Consider the following 19,364-nt stretch of genomic DNA (forward strand, 5'->3'; position numbering starts at 1 on the left):
GAAATAGTCATTCTTGCATATTTTTCCCTGAAAATAGGGCCGGGAACAGTTTTGGTCAGGGCTCACCAGGCAAAGTATTGATATTGGTAAATGCCGTATCATCCGCAAAATCCACAAATACATGCGGATGCCGTGCCTGCCAGGCGCTGACTCTGCGCTCCCCGCTCGCCAGGTATGCATCCAGGTTTTTCGCCAGATCACGATGCAACAGGCTGAATACCGGATGGTTACCGCTGGCGCTGCGGGCAATCGCAATGCTGGCGCGGTTGCTGACGACTGCCTCACTTAATCGCTGCACCAGGTCTAGCGGAAGCAGGGGCGAGTCACACGGTACGGTGAGCAGCCATTCCGAGTCCTGCAGGTGGTGCAGCCCTGCCTGTATGCCGGCCAGAGGGCCATCGAATTGCTGGTTGAAGTCGGCAATCACTGGAAAACCCAATTGCCGATAGATATCCAGGTTACGGTTGGCATTAATCAACAGGGTGTTTACCTGCGCCTGCAAACGCAGTAATACATGGTCTATCATGCGGGTACCCTGGTATGGCGCCAGTCCCTTGTCGATACCGCCCATGCGGGTGCCGCGCCCACCTGCCAGAATGACTGCGGTGACCTGCATCAGCCACCAGTATGCGACATAAAGCGGATAACAGCTGGTTGCGCGCGCTGTAAATCGAAGTCATGGCCTTTAGGCTTGATCTGCATGCCATGCAAAATCGCGGCGATGAGCGGCGTGTCGTCATCAGGATACTGGCGTAGTAACGGCAATAAATCAATTTTGTCTTCCTGGCCCAGGCATAGATAAAGTTCGCCTTTGCAGGTAATGCGTACCCGGTTGCAGTTTTCGCAGAAGTTATGGCTATGTGGCGAAATGAACCCGATACGGCTCGGTGCGCCATTCACTTGCCAGTAACGGGCTGGGCCGCCGGTTTGATACGTGCTGGGGATGAGCGAGAATGTGTTTCTCAGGCGGGCTAAAGTATCCATATTGCTGACAGCGCTTTGCTTGCGGGCATGATCCACTTCACCTAAGGGCATTTCTTCAATAAAGCTGATATCAATGCCTTTATCAATCGCGAACTGGACTAATGGAATTGCTTCATCCTCATTGAGGCCCCGCATAAGGACGGTGTTTAGTTTGATGTTGTCAAAACCTGCCTTTAAAGCGGCTTCCAGGCCAGCCAGCACTTTTCCCAGATCACCCGTGCGAGTGATGGCTTTGAAACGCTGAGGATCCAGGCTATCCAGCGAGAGATTGATGCGCTTGATACCGGCAGCTTTCAGTGCCGTTGCGTATTTGCTCAGCTGGCTGCCATTGGTCGTTAATACACTTTCTTCCAGCCCCGGCAACCGGTTAACCTCCTGAAACAGCCAGAGTGCGTTTTTGCGGACCAGGGGTTCACCACCGGTAAATCGAACTTTACGCACGCCCAGACGCACAAACAATTTAACCAGGCGTGCACACTCTTCCAGTGACAGTACTTCGTCGCGTGGCAGGAAAGTCATCTCTTCCGCCATGCAATACTGGCAGCGAAAGTCGCAGCGATCGGTCATGGACAGGCGAATGTAGTCCACGCGTCGTCCAAACTGGTCAACAAGCATCTGCGGTATGTTGGCTGGGTGATTCATGCTTAACAGGAATTTTAAATTAATCAATATTCTATGCCCTTTTTATGGTTTCACAAGGGATGAATAAGGCGTATGATTTCAGGGTGGCAGAATGTAACTGAATTGTAACTGAGAGGTTAGTTTGGACCATCTATTAAGCCCAGAGCAGCAGATGCTCATTCAAGCGCATATTCAAGCACATCAGCATGTGCCGGGCGGTCTGATGCCGCTGCTACATGCAATCCAGGATGATATTGGCTATGTACCGGACGCTGTTTATCCTGATATTGCCAAGGCACTGGCGTTATCCGTCGCTGAGGTCCATGGCGTTGTCACCTTCTATCATCATTTCCGTACCCATCCGATAGGCAGACATGTGCTGCAGATTTGCCGTGCCGAATCCTGCCAGGCCATGGGTTGCGGCAAGCTGGAAGCTGAGCTTAAATCCAGGCTGGGAGTGGATTACCATCAAACGACGCAGGATGGCCAGTTTACTTTGCTGCCTGTTTACTGCCTGGGCAATTGTGGCTGTTCGCCATCCGTTATGCTGGATGATGAAGTATATGGCCGCATGGATACTGAAAAAGTGTCTGAATTGATTGACGAGGTGTGTCATGGTTAAGGTATATGTGCCCATAGATTCCACTGCCTTGTCATTAGGTGCTGAACGCACGGCAAAGGCAATTGTGAAAGAAGCACAGGCCGGTGGTATTGCGATCGAGTTGGTCCGCAACGGCTCGCGTGGATTATTCTGGCTGGAGCCACTGGTCGAAGTTGACACTGCGCAAGGCCGGGTAGCGTTTGGCCCGGTACAGCCCAAAGATGTGCCAGGTTTGTTTGCGGCCGACTTTACTAATGCCTTGTCTGATAAAGCCAAGGCGCATCCGCTTTATTTAGGACTGACAGATGAACTGGCCTGGTTGAAAAAGCAACAACGCCTGACTTTTACGCGGGTGGGCATTACTGACCCCGTTTCGCTGGAAGATTACCTGGCCCATGAGGGGTATAAAGGCCTGAAAAATGCCCTGGCATTAAGCGGGGCTGATATCGTCAAAGCCGTTACGGATTCCGGCTTGCGTGGCCGTGGTGGGGCGGCTTTCCCGACGGGGATCAAATGGAACACCGTGCTTAATGCGCCAGCCGAGCAGAAATATGTTGTTTGCAATGCGGATGAAGGGGATTCCGGTACTTATTCCGACCGCATGATCATGGAAGACGATCCTTATGTACTGATCGAAGGCATGACGATTGCAGGTATCGCGGTAGGCGCTACCCAGGGCTATATTTATCTGCGCAGTGAGTACCCGCATGCGTTGCAGACCTTGAATGAAGCCATCCGTCGGGCGACATTGGCTGGCTACCTGGGTGAGGATATTTTAGGCTCTGGTAAAACCTTCCATCTGGAAGTCCGCCGTGCAGCAGGCGCTTATGTTTGCGGAGAAGAAACTTCTTTACTGGAAAGCCTGGAGGGCAAACGTGGCCTGGTACGCTTTAAACCGCCATTACCGGCGATTGAAGGCCTGTTTGGCAAACCTACCATTGTCAATAATGTGATTTCGCTGGCTACCGTGCCGATTATCCTGGACAAAGGTGCGCAGTATTACGCCGATTACGGCATGGGCCGTTCGCGCGGCACGTTGCCAATCCAGCTGGCAGGTAACCTGAAGCAAACCGGATTGGTGGAACTGGCATTTGGTGCCACTTTACGTGAGTTACTGTATGACTATGGCGGTGGCTCGGCAACAGGCCGCCCGATTCGCGCAGTACAGGTAGGTGGCCCGTTAGGCGCTTATTTACCGGAAAGCCAGTTTGATACACCGCTGGACTATGAAGAATTCGGCAAGATCTGGGCCGTGCTGGGGCATGGTGGCATTGTCGCGTTTGACGACTCGGCAGATATGGCGAAAATGGCCCGCTATGCGTTCGAGTTTTGTGCTGAAGAAAGCTGTGGTAAATGTACGCCTTGCCGCATTGGCTCTACACGTGGTGTAGAGGTCATGGACAAGGTGATTGCAGGTAAGAATCACGCCAGGAATGTGCAGCTGTTGCGCGATTTGTCCGATACCATGTTGAATGGTTCTTTATGCGCCCTGGGTGGGATGACACCTTACCCGGTATTGAGCGCACTGAATCATTTCCCTGAAGATTTTGGCCTGAGTCATAAGGAAGCTGCTGCCTGAGTGCAGTGAAGGACGACATTATGGATGACATCAAATACACCCCTTCCCAGCCGCAAGTACTGAAATACGATGCTGACAAAGATTATGGCACGCCGAAATCTGACAGCAGCGTGATGGTGACGCTGAATATTGATGGCGTGGATGTGACCGTGCCAGAAGGTACTTCCATCATGCATGCCGCCCAGTTGAGTGGTGTGACGGTGCCTAAACTGTGTGCGACCGACTCACTGGAACCATTTGGTTCCTGCCGCTTATGCCTGGTCGAAATCGAAGGCCGCCGTGGTTATCCGGCTTCATGTACTACGCCGGTGGCGCCTGGTATTAAAGTCAAAACCCAGACGCCAAAACTGGCCGATGTGCGTCGTGGCGTGATGGAACTCTATATTTCCGACCATCCCCTGGATTGCTTGACCTGCGCCGCCAATGGCGATTGTGAACTGCAGGATATGGCAGGCGCCGTGGGCTTGCGTGAAGTGCGCTATGGCTATGAAGGTGAAAACCACCTCGGCCAGGCCAAGGATGAATCCAATCCCTACTTCACTTTTGACCCTTCAAAATGTATCGTCTGTTCACGTTGCGTGCGTGCCTGTGAAGAAACGCAGGGCACCTTCGCCCTGACCATCCAGGGGCGCGGCTTTGAAAGCAAAGTCGCAGCGGGTAACCACAATTTCCTTGATTCCGAATGTGTCTCCTGTGGTGCCTGCGTCCAGGCTTGCCCGACTGCAACCCTGATGGAGAAAACCGTGATTGATGCGGGGACGCCGGAACATAAAGTCACGACGACTTGTGCGTATTGCGGTGTCGGTTGCAGTTTTGACGCTGAAATGAAAGGTGAGGAAGTTGTTCGCATGACGCCCAGCAAGGCAGGCGGTGCCAATCATGGACATAGCTGTGTGAAAGGGCGTTTTGCCTGGGGCTACGCGACGCATGCCGACCGCATTACCACGCCCATGATACGCAAAAGCATTCATGACCCATGGCAGAAAGTGGACTGGGATGAAGCCATTAATTATGCTGCCAGTGAAATTAAACGTATCCAGGCGCAATATGGTAAAGAGGCGGTCGGAGGGATCACTTCCAGCCGTTGTACCAATGAAGAAGTCTATGTGACGCAGAAGCTGATCCGCGCCGTATTTGGCGTGAATAACGTGGATACTTGCGCCCGTGTCTGCCATAGCCCGACCGGTTATGGCCTGAAGCAAACACTGGGTGAGTCTGCCGGTACGCAGACGTTTGATTCCGTGATGAAGTCCGACGTGATTTTTGTCATGGGCGCCAATCCTACGGATGGTCATCCGGTATTCGGCTCCATTATGAAGCGCAGACTGCGTGAGGGTGCCAAATTGATTGTGGCCGATCCGCGCGCCATCGACCTGGTGGAAAATTCGCCACATGTGCGTGCGGACTACCACCTCAACCTGCGCCCAGGCACTAACGTGGCATTAATCAGTGCCATGTCACACGTAATTGTCACCGAAGGACTGGTCAAAGAGGAGTTTGTCAAAGCCCGTTGTGAATGGGAGTCTTTTGTCGCCTGGCGTGATTTCGTCGCCAAGCCGGAAAACTCTCCCGAAGCACTGGCAAAAGACCTGGGACTGGATCCACAGAAAGTACGCGAGGCGGCACGCCTGTTTGCCACCGGCGGCAATGCGGCCATTTATTACGGCCTGGGTGTCACTGAGCATAGCCAGGGATCCACAGCCGTCATGGGCATTGCCAACCTGGCGATGGCGACTGGCAATATTGGCCGTGAAGGGGTAGGTGTGAACCCGATGCGCGGCCAGAATAACGTACAGGGCTCTTGTGATATGGGCTCCATGCCGCATGAGTATCCAGGTTACCGCCATGTGTCGGATGAGGCGACCCGCGCATTGTTTGAAACGGCGTGGGGCGTCAAGCTAAGCGCCGATCCGGGTTTGCGTATCACCAATATGCTGGACCTGGCGGCAGAAGGCAGTTTCAAAGCCGTGTATTGCGTGGGCGAGGATATTGCACAATCAGATCCTGATACACAGCATGTAATCCATGCCCTGGAAAACATGGAATGTGTGATTGTGCAGGACCTGTTCCTGAACGAAACCGCCAAATTTGCGCATGTCTTTTTCCCTGGTGCCTCTTTCCTGGAAAAGAACGGCACCTTTACCAATGCCGAACGTCGTATCTCGCCGGTGCGTAAAGTGATGACCCCTAAGAATGGTATGGAAGACTGGGAAATTACGGCCAAATTCTCAGAGGCTTTGGGTTATCCTATGCACTATGCCCATGCCAGCGATATCATGGACGAGATCGCCGCCTTAACGCCGACCTTTCATGGGGTCAGCTTCAAGAAGCTGGATGAGATGGGCAGTATCCAGTGGCCATGTAACGCCGAAGCACCGCAAGGCACGCCGACCATGCACGTGGGTGAGTTTGTGCGTGGCAAAGGTAAGTTCTTTATCACGCAATATGTGCCTACGACAGAGCGTGTGAATACCAAATTCCCGCTAATCCTGACCACCGGGCGTATTTTGTCGCAATACAACGTGGGCGCGCAGACACGCCGTACCCACAATGTGGTCTGGCATGCTGAGGACAGAATTGAGATTCATCCGCACGATGCTGAAGACCGTGGCATACAAGATGGCGATTGGGTAGACATCACCAGCCGGGCTGGCCAGACCGTGTTACGCGCCAAAGTTACCGAGCGCGTGCAACCGGGCGTGGTCTATACCACGTTCCACCACCCGGGATCTGGTGCCAATGTGATTACGACAGATAACTCGGACTGGGCTACCAATTGTCCTGAATATAAAGTGACAGCAGTGCAACTGACGAAAGTAAACCAGCTGTCGGACTGGCAAAAAGAGTACCGTACGTTCAGTGATACCCAGGTTGAGTTGTCAGGCATGGATCCGCATACGGTTGTTTTCTGATGGTGCATTCAACCGTTGAGTGCGCGGCTTGCCAGCTTGTTGAGCCCAGTAGTGACTGGCAGGCGATTGCGGCCGAGCAGGCTGCTACTGCATTAACCGTCACACGCTGGCAGCATGGCCAGCCACAACAGGTGGAAGATGTGCTGGCACAGGAAGTACCGGTTGCGCTGGTGTATAACGGCATTTCGCATGTGGTGATGCTGGCCAGCCCGGCAGATCTCGAAGATTTTGCCTATGGGTTCTCTTATACCGAAGGCATTATCAGCAAGCGCAGGCAAATCTACGGCATAGAGGCCAAAGCCGTACAGGCTGCGGATGGCTGTTTGCGCGGTATCGAATTGCATATTGACCTGGCAACGGCACAATTTTCAGCCCTCAAGGAGCAGCGGCGTAATTTAACCGGGCGTACCGGCTGTGGCTTGTGTGGGGCGGAAAGCTTGCAGCAGGTATTCAAAACGCCCGTCCGGCAAAACATACCGGCTCCTGCATTGTCTGTGACCTCGATTGATCATGCGATGATGCAATTGAAAGCACAGCAGCCTTTGCAGCAACTGACGGGAGCAACCCATGCCTGTGCCATTGTGAGTGAACAGGGACAGGTATTGCATGTGCGTGAAGATGTGGGGCGCCATAATGCGCTGGATAAGCTGCTGGGCGCACTACTACGGCAGGAACATGATTTCACAACCTTATGGCGGAAACACTGGGTATTGACCACCAGCCGGGCCAGTTACGAAATGGTGCAGAAAGTGGCGATGGTAGGAGGGCAGGCCTTGGTGGCAATTTCTGCGCCCACTGCGTTGGCGGTTAATCTGGCAAAGGACTATGATTTCCTGCTGGTGGGGTTCGCCAGGCCAGGGCAATGTGTGGTGTATCACGGCGCACTCGCTGACAGTGTGTCGTTTTAATTGATGGGAAAATAGATAAGATGGAAGTCGAAAAACTGATCCACATGGCCAACCAGATTGGTGACTTTTTTGAAGCAGTACCAGACGAGGAAGAGGCAAAAGTAGAAATCGCCGGCCACCTGAAGAAGTTCTGGAATTCCATTATGATTAAGTCAATTGTGGCCCATGTCCAGCAGCAGCAAGGCGCTGGCTTACATCCCCAAGTGATTGCGGCCATTCAGCAACATATTCAGGCCTAGCCTCACTCCATCCCTCCGTCCAGCGTGCAGGCTTATTAGTGACGCTGGAACAACCTGAAAAACTCTTTGCTTTGGCGGCTTTGCTCGCCTTCCCAGATGAGTTGCCAGTCATTGCCGGGCAACGCATGTCGTTTGCCCGGTTGATCCTCGATTAACAGCAGGTCGCAAGCAGAATTGTCCGGTTGCAGATGAATGCCGGCATGATAATGCAGTAAATCTGCCTGTGAGGAGCCTATATTATGGCTGCTGATGCAATGGCGCTGTTTGGGCAGGTGTTTGCGTAAATCTTCAAAAATAGGCTGATACGTGCGCGCGGCCTCAATCATCGGTAGCCATAAACTCATGAACACTGTCCAGGCGCAGGTCATGCCAATCGCCCAGTTGGTGGCACTTGAGCGATTGGAGTGTTTGGAGCGCACGACACCGGAGAGCCAGATGAGGGTGACTGCGACGGCAATCACACCATATAACACGTTGAATGGAATGGTTTGCAGGCCGGATAAATAGCTCAGGCGATGGTACAACTTAACGGGTGTGCCATTCAGCATGGCCCACCAGCCTAGCCAGGCAATGGCAATCAGCAAGCCGAATAAAATCAGCCCGAACCAGTTTAACGCACCGGCTGCGCCGCGCTTGAGGGTCTCTATGCTACCTGCGGCCAGTGCCGTGAGTGGTACCAGTAGCGGTAAGGCGTTGACTTCGCTGCGATCACTGAAGAAGCCAATCAGCAAAAAGGCGCACACGAAAAAAATCAGGCAGAGCTGGAAGCGGTAGGTGTGTAACACAACCTGCCTGAATCGCCACAGACCCCAGAAAGCGAACGGTAATGCCGGCCAGGCATACCAGGCCAGTGTGCGGATAAAGTATAAGTGCATGCTAGGCGATTGTATGTTTTGCTGGTTATACCACCAGCCAGTCCATAAGTCTGCTGCCCATGACTGGCATAACCAGCACCAGAGCAGAATACCTGGTAATGCAAGCAGCAGCCCCAGTATCAAGGCACGTTTTGCTGCTGCCTGTTGCCGGATGGCGGGCAGGAAAATAACGCCAATGGTGGCACTGATAATGGTGGCGGCAGGCAATAAGCCTGTGGATAGAAATGCAGTCAGGAGGCCGGCGCAAAGCAGCCACATTGCGCGTAGCGGCTTGCGCACCACGAGTGCCAGGGCATAAAACGCCATGCTGATCCCGGTGAGCGCTGCCACTTCCGGCATCAAGGTGTGGGCACTCACCACCAGTCCCAGGCACCCGATGAAAATGAAATTGGTTTGGCGTCCTACCCCCGGGTTCCATAATTCACGGCCACTTAAGCCCATCATCAGCAAAGTGACCAGCATCCAGGCGCCTACGCTCAGCCTAGCTGCGTCATGGGTTGGTAGCAAGAAAGAAAATGCATGCGCAAAACCGGTGGCGGCCCAGTAAAACAGAGGCGGTGTATCCAGCGCAGGATGGCCTGCAGATATGGGCGCTATCCAGTGACCGCCAGTCCAGCTTTGCAGGGACAGGAAGGGATGATCAATCAGTCCCTGGATAATGCTGATAGATTGCGATTCCAGTGGTTTCCAGGGGGAATGGCCAATCAGGCCGACACACAGCCAGATGGCGCACAATAAAATAAGCAGGTGCGTCTTGGCACGCTCGCCTACTTTGGCGCGCGGCGTGGCCATGTTCTCCTGCCAGTCGTGATCAATGAAAAACTGCATGTGGTAAGTGCGTGCTCAAATAAGACCTGTCATGCGCATATTAGCGCAAACAATGATAACTACCATGCGGCAAAAACAAAAAAGGCAGCCATGCTGCCTTTTTTATACAGATTCCACCCAATTACATGCCGTATTTCTGGCGGAACTTCTCAACGCGACCAGCGGTATCTACAATCTTCTGTTTGCCTGTGTAGAAGGGGTGGCATTGTGAACATACTTCGATGTTCAGGTCTTTACCATTGGTAGAACGGGTTTTGAATTTATTGCCACAACTACAGGTGACGTTAATTTCAGGATAATTTGGGTGAATGTCAGCTTTCATGCTTTCTCTCTAATCTTAAGCAGTTGCAGTAAACGCGCGATTATCCGCTAATTTTTCTGAGTTATCAATAACTTTCTGATAAATAACTCCGTTACCATAGGGATTAACCACGGCGCATACTGTCAAAAAAGTCGTTATTGGTCTTGGTCGCCTTGATTTTATCCAACAGGAACTCCATCGCCTCCAGGTCGTCCATCGGGTACAGGAGTTTGCGCAATACCCAGATTTTTTGCAGTACATCTTTGTCTAGCAGTAACTCTTCACGACGGGTACCGGACTTGTTCACGTTGATGGCTGGGTAGATACGTTTCTCGGCCATGCGTCTATCCAGATGGATTTCCATGTTGCCGGTCCCTTTAAATTCCTCGTAAATCACGTCGTCCATACGCGAACCGGTATCCACCAGCGCAGTGGCGATAATCGTCAGTGAACCGCCTTCTTCCACGTTACGGGCCGCACCAAAGAAACGTTTTGGTTTTTGCAGCGCGTTAGCATCCACACCGCCGGTCAACACCTTGCCGGATGATGGGATGACTGTGTTGTAAGCACGGGCCAGGCGGGTGATGGAATCCAGCAGAATCACGACATCTTTTTTGTGTTCCACCAGGCGCTTGGCTTTTTCCAGCACCATCTCGGCTACTTGCACGTGGCGGGTTGCCGGTTCATCAAACGTGGAAGCGACCACTTCGCCGCGTACGGAACGTGTCATTTCCGTTACCTCTTCCGGGCGTTCGTCAATCAGCAGCACAATCAGGATACAGTCGGGATGGTTGGCAGTAATCGCATGCGCCACGTTTTGCAGCATCACGGTTTTACCGCTTTTCGGGCTGGCCACCAGTAACGCACGCTGGCCTTTACCAATCGGTGCGATCATGTCGATCATACGGCTGGTGATGTTTTCTTCACCGCGGATATCACGCTCCAGTGTCAGCGGCACGGTCGGGAACAGCGGTGTCAGGTTTTCAAACAGGATTTTGTGTTTGGTGTTTTCAGGTGCTTCACCATTGACACTATCAACTTTGACTAGGGCAAAGTAGCGCTCGCCATCTTTTGGCGTACGGATCTCACCCTGGATACTGTCGCCGGTATGCAGGTTGAAACGGCGAATTTGCGAAGGTGAGACATAAATATCATCCGGACCAGCCAGGTAGGAAGTATCTGGCGAGCGTAAAAAGCCAAAGCCGTCCGGTAACACTTCTAGTGTACCGTCCCCAAAGATGCTGTCACCTTTCTTGGCCTTGTTTTTCAGGATGGCGAAAATCAGGTCCTGCTTGCGCATGCGACTGGCATTTTCGATTTCGTTACTGATAGCCATTTCTACCAGTTCGGTGACGGGGAGGTGTTTGAGGTCGGATAAGTGCATGAGTGACTCGCTAGATTGAGAGACGTCGGAGAAGATGAAAAGAAACCCGGCTTCAGGAAAAAAGCCGGGTGGAGTTATTAAATGTTGCTATCGATAAACGCGCTGAGTTGAGACTTGGACAATGCGCCGACTTTGGTGGCTTCTACATTGCCGTTTTTAAACAGCATCAGGGTAGGAATGCCGCGGATACCATATTTAGGCGGTGTATTCTGGTTATCATCAATGTTCAGTTTGGCAACTTTCAGGCGGCCAGCATATTCTTTGCTGATATCATCCAAGATAGGGGCGATCATTTTGCAAGGACCACACCATTCAGCCCAGTAATCAACCAGTACCGGGACGGTAGATTGTAAAACTTCTTGCTCAAAGCTGGCATCGCTTAAATGGGTAATGTTATCGCTCATTATTGCCTCGTAAGAATGGATGAAGAGTTATTGACTGGAATTAAACAGAAAAATTCTGATTGTCAGGGCTAAAATTGATTTGGAAGTAGTAATTTGCCGAAGACTTGAAATTACCAGAAATGTTGGCGATTAGTATAGCAACACAATTCCGGCAGAATCAAGTATTTTTCGAACCCGCTTGCGTGATGTTTGCGACTTGTGGTTTTACAATAACAAGTTATATGCATTCAACCGGCGGGAGTTTATGACACGCAGAGACTTTGGGCAATGGATGGCAGGCTTGTTCTGCGTATGTTGGGCAAGTGGTGTAATCGCGGATTCTACCTCCAACTGGGTAATGCAGGATATGGCCGGCAAGACCCATCAATTATCCCGGTATAAGGGACATTGGCTGGTGGTGAATTACTGGGTGCCCTGGTGCCCGCCTTGCCTGGAAGAAATCCCTGAACTGGTCGCGTTCTATGATGAGCATCATCAACAGCATGTGATGGTGCTGGGGGTCGCTGTCCGCTACGAGAGCGAGAAGTCGGTGCGGGATTTTGCCGAGGATATGCTGATTTCGTACCCGGTGATTTTGGGGGATGCGCAGAAAACACCGCTGCCACGGCCTGAAGTATTACCTACCACGTATATTTATCATCCTGACGGGCACTTGTATCAAGTCAAACGCGGCACCGTAAGCAAACACTGGCTGGAGCAATTGCTTACAGAAGCCGCGTCAGGACCCAGATAAACGGGAGCTAGATCGCTACCGCTTCACCGGCCGGGTTGATCACGCTTAGCTGGTTTTCCTTGGCGAACTGTATCAACTGCTCAAAGCCTTCAGGGTTGACCTGTTTCAGTTTCATGTCCACAGACAGGCTGCGGACATTGTTGACCAGTTTGGGCTTGAGATAGGGTGAGTAGCGTAATTTCTTGTCGACACCAAAACTGGCATAAGTGCTGCACATACGGTCCACCCAGTCGCTGGGGCGGAAGGGTTTACCAGCAAGCGTAATCCCCTGAATAATAATCTCCTGGCTTTCCATTCGGATTCCTTAAAGCAAAAATTAAAAAACTCTAAAAATTAATTGGTGTATTCAAACACTTTAACCACTTTGGTCACACCTTCAGTGGTCCTGGCAATCTCTACCGCATCGTTGGCTTCTTTTTCGGAGACGATACCCAACAGGTATACCACGCTGGCTTCAGTCACCACTTTTACCACATTGGCCGGGAAAAGGTTCTCGCTGAGGAAGCGGGTTTTCACTTTGGTGGTCAGGTAGGTGTCGTTGCTGCGGTCGCCGATGGAGGAAGCCGGTCCAACCGTGATGGCGTTATGGATGTCACGTACATTGGCAATTTCACGGGCCAGCGTTTCTGCCTGGGACTGCTGGCCTTCGTTTGGCGCTTCCCCTGTCAGTAATACAATGCGGTTGTAGCTGGTCACATTGATATGTGAAGCCTTGTCCATATATTGTGACAGGCGCTTCAGGGTTTTGAGTTCGATATTTTCATCTTCCACATAAATACCAGAGGAGCGGCGATCTGCTGCCATTGCGCCACCCGCTGCTGCGCCACCCACGACGGCCGGAAAACAACCACTCAATTGCGTACTGATGAGGAGCAGGGCGATGGCGGAGAGTTTTCTGGTGAAAATTTTTGAGGTCATGCAGTTTCCTTGTGATGTAGTAAGCGATGCCTGATGTGACAGCAGGAAGTAAATAAAATTCTACGCTTTTTATGTGTCGATTGCATTACGAATCCAGTCGGGTGACTGGTACTGCGCGTTATCAAACAGTACGGCATCAAAGCGGCAAGGCGTGTTGAGGTCGTGCGATTGCAGGTAGTATTGCGCCGCCCGGATGAGTTTCTGCTGTTTGTGGTGATCTATACTGTATGCGGCGCTGGCGAATTTGTGGTTGCTGCGCAGCCTGACTTCGACAAACACCAGTGTTTTACCTTCACGCAGAATCAGGTCGATCTCACCAAAGCGGCAACTGTAGTTTTGCACAATCAGTGTCAGCCCCTGTTGCTGCAAAAATGCAGCCGCTGCACTTTCGGCAGCCAGGCCTTGATTATTCTGGTTAAGCTTCATGATGAAAACAGCGTGTTCGGGATGTCAGGTTATTTGTCCGATAAATCTTAGCGAAACCGGCGCGATGACTTAAAATGTGCGCATGAGCGAAATCGGTACATTATATGTGGTGGCAACGCCTATCGGCAATCTGGGCGATATCACCTTGCGCGCACTGGAAACCTTGAAACAGGTGGATGCCATTGCCGCTGAAGATACCCGGCATACGGTTGGGTTGCTGCGGCATTTCGGCATCAGTAAACCGTTAGTTGCGGTCCATGAACATAATGAGCAGCAGGCTGCCGAAGGGCTGCTGAAGCGCTTGCAGGCGGGCGAGTCGATTGCACTGGTGACGGATGCCGGTACGCCTGCCGTGAGTGATCCCGGCGCGGTGGTGGTGCAGGCGGTGCGTAATGCCGGCGTCAAGGTAGTCCCCATTCCCGGTGCCAGCGCGGTGATTGCTGCGTTGTCTGCAGCGGGGATTGTTGAACCGGGATTTTGCTTCGAGGGATTCTTGCCTGCCAGTGGTTCGCAGCGCCGCAAGCGATTGGATAGATTAAAAGGTATTCCGGTGACGCTGGTGTTTTACGAAGCACCACACCGTATTGTGGAGTGTGTGCAGGACCTGCAAACCGTATTCGGTGGCGGGCGCTTGCTGACCATTGCGCGCGAACTGACCAAAACCTTTGAAACCATACATACGGCCAGTTTGACAGACACTGTACACTGGTTACAGGCTGACAGTAATCAGCAGCGCGGTGAATTCGTGCTGCTGATTCATCCTGCGCCGGCTGAGAAAGCTGAAGGGCTGGATGACAATACGCAGCGTGTCCTCGTGCGCTTGTTGCAGGAGCTGCCATTGAAACAGGCGGTTGCTTTGGCGACTGAGATTACCGGCCACAAAAAGAACGAACTGTATGAAGCCGCGCTTGCGATCAAAGCGGCTTCATGATTTTTTGAAAGATATACGATTCATGACAACTCAACTGACCATAATTCGTCCCGATGACTGGCACTTGCACCTGCGCGATGGCGAAACGCTAAAAGCGGTCTTGCCTGATACGGCCAGGCAATTTGCACGTGCGATTGTGATGCCTAACTTGCGACCACCTGTCACCACTGCCGAGGCGGCACGTGCCTACTACAACCGCATCAAGCTGGCACTGCCTGCCGGCGTGGCGTTTGAGCCGCTGATGACCTTATACCTCACCGATAATATGGCGGCTGAAGAAATCGTGCGTGCGCGCCAGGATGACGTGGTGCAAGCAGTCAAATTATATCCGGCCGGGGCGACGACCAATAGTGATTCCGGCGTGACCAGCCTGGCCAAATGTGCTGCCGTGCTGGCCGAAATGGAGAAGCAGGGCATGCCGCTGCTGATTCATGGTGAGGTGACGGATGCCGAGATTGATGTGTTTGACCGCGAGAAAGTGTTTATTGAACGTCACCTGCAGCCGCTGCTGAAAGATTTCCCCGGGCTGAAAGTCGTGTTTGAGCATATCACCACCAAAGATGCGGCCGAATTTGTCACGCAAGGCCCTTCTAACCTGGCTGCAACCATTACTGCACATCATTTGCTCATGAACCGCAATGCCATGTTCACCGGCGGTATCCGACCGCACCATTACTGCTTGCCGGTTCTCAAGCGCGAAACGCACAGACAGGCGCTGGTGAAGGCGGCCATCTCCGGGTCGCCCAGGTTCTTCCTGGGAACCGATAGCGCGCCACATCCCAAATCAGCCAAAGAGGCAACGTGTGGCTGTGCCGGCATGTATACCGCCCATGCCGCGATTGAGTTGTATGCCGAAGCGTTTGAAGCGGCAGGGGCGCTGGATAAGCTGGAAAACTTTGCCAGCGTTTACGGGTCAGACTTTTACGGACTGCCGCGCAACACGGACACCATCACTTTACGCAAGGAGAGCTGGCTGGTGCCGGAAAGCATCCCATTTGCGGATGATGTGCTGGTGCCATTGCGTGCCGGGCAAACCATTGCCTGGAAGTTAGCGTAAACTTTTGACATTGGAGAACAAGTGATGAATAAAAAATGCTGGATTGCAGGGTTGAGTGTGATGTTGAGTACACAGGTGTTCGCGGTCACCATTGATGAAATGCACGGACAGCAGGCGCCTTATGAGCAAGCTTTTCAGGCGCTGGATACCGATGCTAATGGTAAATTATCCGCGAAAGAAGTGGCGAAGGATAAGGATTTTCCCAAGGGTGCTTTTGCCAAGGCGGATAAAAACCATAACGGCAGCCTGGATCAGGACGAGTTTGCCACTTATAAATCCAAAGTGGATACTGCAGAAAACAAGCAGGCCGCATCAGATAGTGCGATTACCGCCAAAATCAAGTCCAAATACCTGGTTGAGAAGAACCTCAGCAGTTTTAAAATCAGCGTGGAAACCAAGGATAATGTGGTGATCCTGAGCGGTTTTGTCGATACAGCTGACCAGAAAGCGCGAGCCGGCAAAATTGCCAGCAGCGTGAAAGGCGTGAAATCTGTCAACAACGCCCTGGTGATTAAGCCTTAATCAAAGCTGCCAATTGATCGGTGTCTGCCCGTGCGCGGTCAGATACTGGTTGATTCTGGAAAACTGGCGTGTGCCAAAGAAGCCGCGATGTGCAGATAATGGCGATGGATGCGGTGATTTCAATATTAAATGTTTATGCGGGTCTATCATGGCCCCTTTTTTTTGCGCATAACTGCCCCACAGCACAAATACCAGCCCCTCCCGCTTTGCATTCAGCGCAGCAATGGCGGCATCGGTAAATGTTTCCCAGCCACGGTTCTGGTGCGAGCCGGCATTGGCCAGTTGCACGGTGAGCGTCGCATTCAGCAACAATACGCCCTGATCTGCCCATGGCGTTAAATCACCACTACCGCTCATGCGTATGCCTAAGTCAGACTGGATTTCTTTAAAAATATTGATCAGGGATGGTGGTAATGCAACATCCGCTTGCACTGAAAAACTCAGCCCATGTGCCTGCCCAGGGCCGTGATAAGGGTCTTGCCCGATAATCACCACGCGTACCTTGTCAAAAGGTGTATGGTTGAAAGCATTGAAAATCAGCGGCCCCGGAGGAAAGATGGTTTTGCCGGCAGCTTTTTCCTGCTGCAAAAACGCTTTGAGCGATTGCATATAAGGTCTGTCAAACTCTGCGCCAAGCACAGCTTGCCACGAGGGGTCCAGTTGGCCGGGTTTTGCGTGTGTGGTCATGATGCGTCAATAAATAATGGCTCCTGTGCATTATAGAGTGTTACGGTCGGCATGGTAAAATGGCGGTGAAGCCAACCAGACAGTCGCTGCCTGTGCAAACAGGGAGAGGAAAGTCCGGGCTGCACAGAGCGGGATGACGGCTAACGGCCGTACGCTGAAAGCTGGTAACAGTATAAGGCGAGGAACAGGGCCACAGAGACGAGTAAACTGTTTTCGGACAGTGGATGTGAAACGCGGTAACCTCCATCTGCAGCAATATCAAATAGGCTGGCATTTTACGCAAGTAATAAGGCGTGGCTCGCGCTGCCAGCGGGTAGATAGCTTGAGCGTGTGAGTAATTGCACGCCTAGAGGAATGACTGTCAGCTACGCAAGTAGTTACAGAACCCGGCTTACCGGTTGGCTTTATTTTCCTCTTTTTCCGGCTGCCGGACTAATCCTGCACTGCCATTGTCGTCATCCCTTTACTTGCTTCCTGCTGCAGTATCGGCTGCACTGCTTGTTGTGGCTATCTTCCTTTGGCATTTCGCTAACTGCCTTCTCGAATATATTTTTGCTGCATCGGTGTAGGTAAGCCCGCTGTTGGGGGGGAGCTGATTGATCGCATTGTGTAAGGTTGTGGCAGGCGAATCCTGGTGGGGAAAGGTCTTGCGGCGAGGTGTTTCAAGATTTCGAACTTCACCATAACTATGCATGAGAAGGGCTGTGAAAGACGGATGATGTGGTTTCAAAAACCGGTGGGCCAAATAGGAAAAAGTTCAGCAAAAAATGATGTTTTTAAATTGTTCAATATTTTCAATGAGATATCTATTTTTATTAAACAATTTTATGTGTTTGTTGCGCCAATATATTGATTTGAATTGCTTTGTTAAAATGCTCTAAGTCTTTGTCTTTAAAAGAGATTTTTTCCTCCAAAGTGCTTGCCAAGCACTTTTTTTTTATCTATAGTGTGCAAAAGGGTGATTTTGTGTTGAATTGTGGGAAATTTTCTCATAAACGAACAAAAAAGGTGATCAGGTAACCATGTTTCGCGGGGCGGTACAGTTAAGTTTGGATGCGAAGGGACGGCTCAGTGTGCCGGCCAAGCACCGTGACGCCCTGACTGAAGGCGGCCAGGGTGAAGTGGTGGTCACCGCGCATCCGCACCGTTGCCTGATCCTGTACCCGAAAGCCGCCTGGGAGCCGATCGAAACCAAGCTGACCAGCCTGTCCAGTTTCAATCCTCAAACCAGTGGTATCCAGCGCATGATCGTGGGTCAGGCGGATGTGATGCATCTGGATTCTGCCGGTCGCCTGTTAGTCAATGCCGTGTTGCGCAAGTTTGCCCATCTGGATAAAGAGGTGATGATGGTGGGGCAGGGTAGTCATTTTGAATTATGGGATGTGGCCGCCTGGGATCAGCAGCTGGAAAAACTGATGGCTGCTGACCAGTTGCAGATCCCGCAAGAGCTAGAGGGATTCTCGCTATGATACCGGGCGCGAAGTCAGCGCCCGCGTCTTTGACGGAAACGTCTGTGCCGCCAGCCGCCAGCCATGTCACGGTGTTGCTGCATGAAGCGGTTGATGCGCTCAATATACGCACGGATGGCGTGTATGTGGATGGCACATTCGGGCGTGGTGGCCACAGCCGCCTCATACTTTCCAAACTGGGCACTAAGGGTCGCCTGATCGCGCTTGATCGCGATTTGGCGGCCATTACGCATGCGCAAACGATTGCGGATGCGCGTTTTTCTATTTCGCATACCCATTTCTCAGGCATGGCAGAGGTGCTGGCCGGGTTGGGTGTGGATGCGGTGGATGGCATTTTGCTCGATCTGGGCATTTCGTCACCGCAGATTGATGAAGGTGCGCGCGGCTTCAGCTTCCGCTTTGACGGGCCGCTGGATATGCGTATGGACCAAAGCCGTGGCAAAACCGCCGCAGAGTGGTTGGCCACAATTTCAGAGAAGCAATTGGGTGAGGTGATAAGGGATTATGGTGAAGAACGGTTTGCTAAGCAGGTTGCAAGGGCGATTGTTAAGGAGCGCGAAGATGGGCATGCCATCACCACTACGGGACAACTTGCCAAGATCGTGGCAGGCGCCATCCCAAAGGTTGAGCCGGGCCAGAACCCAGCAACGCGCACATTTCAGGCTCTACGGATTTTCGTCAATCAAGAGCTTGAGGAGCTCTCGCTAGTGTTGCCGGATTGTTTAAAGTTGCTGCGCCAGAATGGCCGCCTGGCGGTGATCAGCTTTCATTCGCTGGAAGACCGCATTGTGAAGCGCTTTATTCAATCGGAAATGGATCGGGATAACTTGCCGGCCGGTTTGCCGGTGCGTGCCAGGGATCTGCCGCAGCCGCGGTTGATGGCCATTGGTAAAGCCATCAAGCCAGGTAAGGCCGAAGTGGCAGCCAATGTGCGTTCACGCAGTGCAGTGTTGCGGGTGGCCGAACGTACCGGTGTGCAGTAAGG

At 52.2% G+C, this 19,364-nt stretch carries 21 protein-coding genes and 1 other RNA gene; 12 read left to right on the forward strand and 10 right to left on the reverse strand.

Translation table 11 applies throughout. The annotated features are described in order from the left end of the window. Positions 1-55 precede the first annotated feature (55 nt). Together mobA and moaA are read right to left on the reverse strand one after the other, a co-directional pair. Entirely contained in the window at positions 56-616 is a 561-nt protein-coding gene (gene mobA, locus BLP53_RS08040; protein ID WP_091471645.1) for a molybdenum cofactor guanylyltransferase MobA, read from the reverse strand. Beyond that, positions 616-1,626 (reverse strand): GTP 3',8-cyclase MoaA, encoded by a 1,011-nt coding sequence (gene moaA, locus BLP53_RS08045; RefSeq protein ID WP_091471646.1) that lies wholly within the window; start codon positions 1,624-1,626, stop codon positions 616-618. The genes mobA and moaA overlap by 1 nt, the downstream gene beginning before the upstream one ends. A gap of 121 nt (positions 1,627-1,747) precedes the next feature. Here moaA and BLP53_RS08050 point away from each other — a divergent pair, with 121 nt between their 5' ends. Genes BLP53_RS08050 through BLP53_RS08070 form a run of 5 tightly spaced genes read left to right on the forward strand, consistent with a single transcriptional unit; the run spans position 1,748 to position 7,844 of the window. Further along, positions 1,748-2,227 carry a formate dehydrogenase subunit gamma gene (locus BLP53_RS08050; protein ID WP_091471647.1) on the forward strand — a complete coding sequence of 160 codons (480 nt, stop codon included), beginning with the start codon at positions 1,748-1,750 and terminating at the stop codon, positions 2,225-2,227. Next, positions 2,220-3,785, forward strand: coding sequence for a formate dehydrogenase beta subunit (locus tag BLP53_RS08055; protein ID WP_091471648.1), 1,566 nt, complete (start codon positions 2,220-2,222; stop codon positions 3,783-3,785). The genes BLP53_RS08050 and BLP53_RS08055 overlap by 8 nt, the downstream gene beginning before the upstream one ends. Before the next feature lie 20 nt (positions 3,786-3,805). Beyond that, the gene (gene fdhF, locus BLP53_RS08060; protein ID WP_091471649.1) at positions 3,806-6,697 is read left to right on the forward strand and encodes a formate dehydrogenase subunit alpha; all 2,892 of its coding nucleotides are present in this window, start codon (positions 3,806-3,808) and stop codon (positions 6,695-6,697) included. After that, complete coding sequence (gene fdhD / locus BLP53_RS08065; RefSeq protein ID WP_091471650.1) at positions 6,697-7,605, forward strand: formate dehydrogenase accessory sulfurtransferase FdhD; 909 nt, start codon at positions 6,697-6,699, stop codon at positions 7,603-7,605. Before fdhF ends, fdhD begins: the two co-directional genes overlap by 1 nt. 20 nt (positions 7,606-7,625) lie before the next feature. After that, the gene (locus BLP53_RS08070) at positions 7,626-7,844 is read left to right on the forward strand and encodes a formate dehydrogenase subunit delta (RefSeq protein WP_091471651.1); all 219 of its coding nucleotides are present in this window, start codon (positions 7,626-7,628) and stop codon (positions 7,842-7,844) included. 35 nt (positions 7,845-7,879) lie between these two features. Here BLP53_RS08070 and BLP53_RS08075 read toward each other — a convergent pair whose 3' ends face one another. The 4 genes from BLP53_RS08075 to trxA form a co-directional block, all read right to left on the reverse strand. Then, entirely contained in the window at positions 7,880-9,547 is a 1,668-nt protein-coding gene (locus BLP53_RS08075) for an ArnT family glycosyltransferase (RefSeq protein WP_091471652.1), read from the reverse strand. A gap of 121 nt (positions 9,548-9,668) precedes the next feature. Next, positions 9,669-9,869 carry a 50S ribosomal protein L31 gene (rpmE, locus tag BLP53_RS08080; RefSeq protein ID WP_018987393.1) on the reverse strand — a complete coding sequence of 67 codons (201 nt, stop codon included), beginning with the start codon at positions 9,867-9,869 and terminating at the stop codon, positions 9,669-9,671. A gap of 103 nt (positions 9,870-9,972) precedes the next feature. After that, positions 9,973-11,232, reverse strand: a complete 1,260-nt coding sequence (gene rho / locus BLP53_RS08085) for a transcription termination factor Rho (RefSeq protein ID WP_091471653.1) — start codon at positions 11,230-11,232, stop codon at positions 9,973-9,975. Positions 11,233-11,309: 77 nt separating this feature from the next. Then, a complete protein-coding gene (gene trxA / locus BLP53_RS08090; protein WP_019883507.1) occupies positions 11,310-11,636 on the reverse strand; it encodes a thioredoxin TrxA in 327 nt (108 codons plus the stop codon). Between the two features lie 244 nt (positions 11,637-11,880). On the opposite strand from trxA, the gene BLP53_RS08095 reads away from it, so the two are divergent. Then, positions 11,881-12,369 carry a TlpA disulfide reductase family protein gene (locus BLP53_RS08095; protein ID WP_245652721.1) on the forward strand — a complete coding sequence of 163 codons (489 nt, stop codon included), beginning with the start codon at positions 11,881-11,883 and terminating at the stop codon, positions 12,367-12,369. Positions 12,370-12,376: 7 nt separating this feature from the next. Here the strand turns inward: BLP53_RS08095 and BLP53_RS08100 are convergent, their stop codons facing one another. From BLP53_RS08100 to BLP53_RS08110, 3 genes are all read right to left on the reverse strand, one after another. After that, a complete protein-coding gene (locus BLP53_RS08100; RefSeq protein WP_091471655.1) occupies positions 12,377-12,664 on the reverse strand; it encodes a DUF3579 domain-containing protein in 288 nt (95 codons plus the stop codon). A gap of 38 nt (positions 12,665-12,702) precedes the next feature. After that, entirely contained in the window at positions 12,703-13,287 is a 585-nt protein-coding gene (locus tag BLP53_RS08105) for a BON domain-containing protein (protein ID WP_091471656.1), read from the reverse strand. A gap of 69 nt (positions 13,288-13,356) precedes the next feature. Then, positions 13,357-13,713, reverse strand: a complete 357-nt coding sequence (locus tag BLP53_RS08110; RefSeq protein ID WP_091471657.1) for a YraN family protein — start codon at positions 13,711-13,713, stop codon at positions 13,357-13,359. Between the two features lie 82 nt (positions 13,714-13,795). Here BLP53_RS08110 and rsmI point away from each other — a divergent pair, with 82 nt between their 5' ends. The 3 genes from rsmI to BLP53_RS08125 are packed head-to-tail and all read left to right on the forward strand — an operon-like array spanning position 13,796 to position 16,223. Continuing rightward, positions 13,796-14,644, forward strand: a complete 849-nt coding sequence (gene rsmI / locus BLP53_RS08115; protein WP_091471658.1) for a 16S rRNA (cytidine(1402)-2'-O)-methyltransferase — start codon at positions 13,796-13,798, stop codon at positions 14,642-14,644. Positions 14,645-14,666: 22 nt separating this feature from the next. Continuing rightward, a complete protein-coding gene (gene pyrC / locus BLP53_RS08120) occupies positions 14,667-15,701 on the forward strand; it encodes a dihydroorotase (protein ID WP_091471659.1) in 1,035 nt (344 codons plus the stop codon). A gap of 24 nt (positions 15,702-15,725) precedes the next feature. Continuing rightward, positions 15,726-16,223, forward strand: a complete 498-nt coding sequence (locus BLP53_RS08125; protein WP_091471660.1) for a BON domain-containing protein — start codon at positions 15,726-15,728, stop codon at positions 16,221-16,223. Here BLP53_RS08125 and ung read toward each other — a convergent pair whose 3' ends face one another. Then, positions 16,224-16,910: a uracil-DNA glycosylase gene (gene ung / locus BLP53_RS08130; RefSeq protein WP_091471661.1), complete on the reverse strand. Its 687-nt coding sequence runs from the start codon at positions 16,908-16,910 to the stop codon at positions 16,224-16,226. A 67-nt stretch (positions 16,911-16,977) separates the two neighbouring features. Here ung and rnpB point away from each other — a divergent pair. The 3 genes from rnpB (at position 16,978) to rsmH (ending at position 19,362) form a co-directional block, all read left to right on the forward strand. After that, an RNA gene (gene rnpB, locus BLP53_RS08135) (RNase P RNA component class A) lies at positions 16,978-17,320 on the forward strand. A 612-nt stretch (positions 17,321-17,932) separates the two neighbouring features. Continuing rightward, complete coding sequence (mraZ, locus tag BLP53_RS08145) at positions 17,933-18,379, forward strand: division/cell wall cluster transcriptional repressor MraZ (RefSeq protein WP_091471663.1); 447 nt, start codon at positions 17,933-17,935, stop codon at positions 18,377-18,379. Further along, a complete protein-coding gene (gene rsmH / locus BLP53_RS08150) occupies positions 18,376-19,362 on the forward strand; it encodes a 16S rRNA (cytosine(1402)-N(4))-methyltransferase RsmH (RefSeq protein ID WP_091471664.1) in 987 nt (328 codons plus the stop codon). The genes mraZ and rsmH overlap by 4 nt, the downstream gene beginning before the upstream one ends. The last annotated feature ends 2 nt before the right edge of the window (positions 19,363-19,364 follow it).

Origin of the sequence: Methylophilus rhizosphaerae, assembly GCF_900100975.1 — a bacterium.
Taxonomy (GTDB): Bacteria; Pseudomonadota; Gammaproteobacteria; order Burkholderiales; family Methylophilaceae; genus Methylophilus; species Methylophilus rhizosphaerae.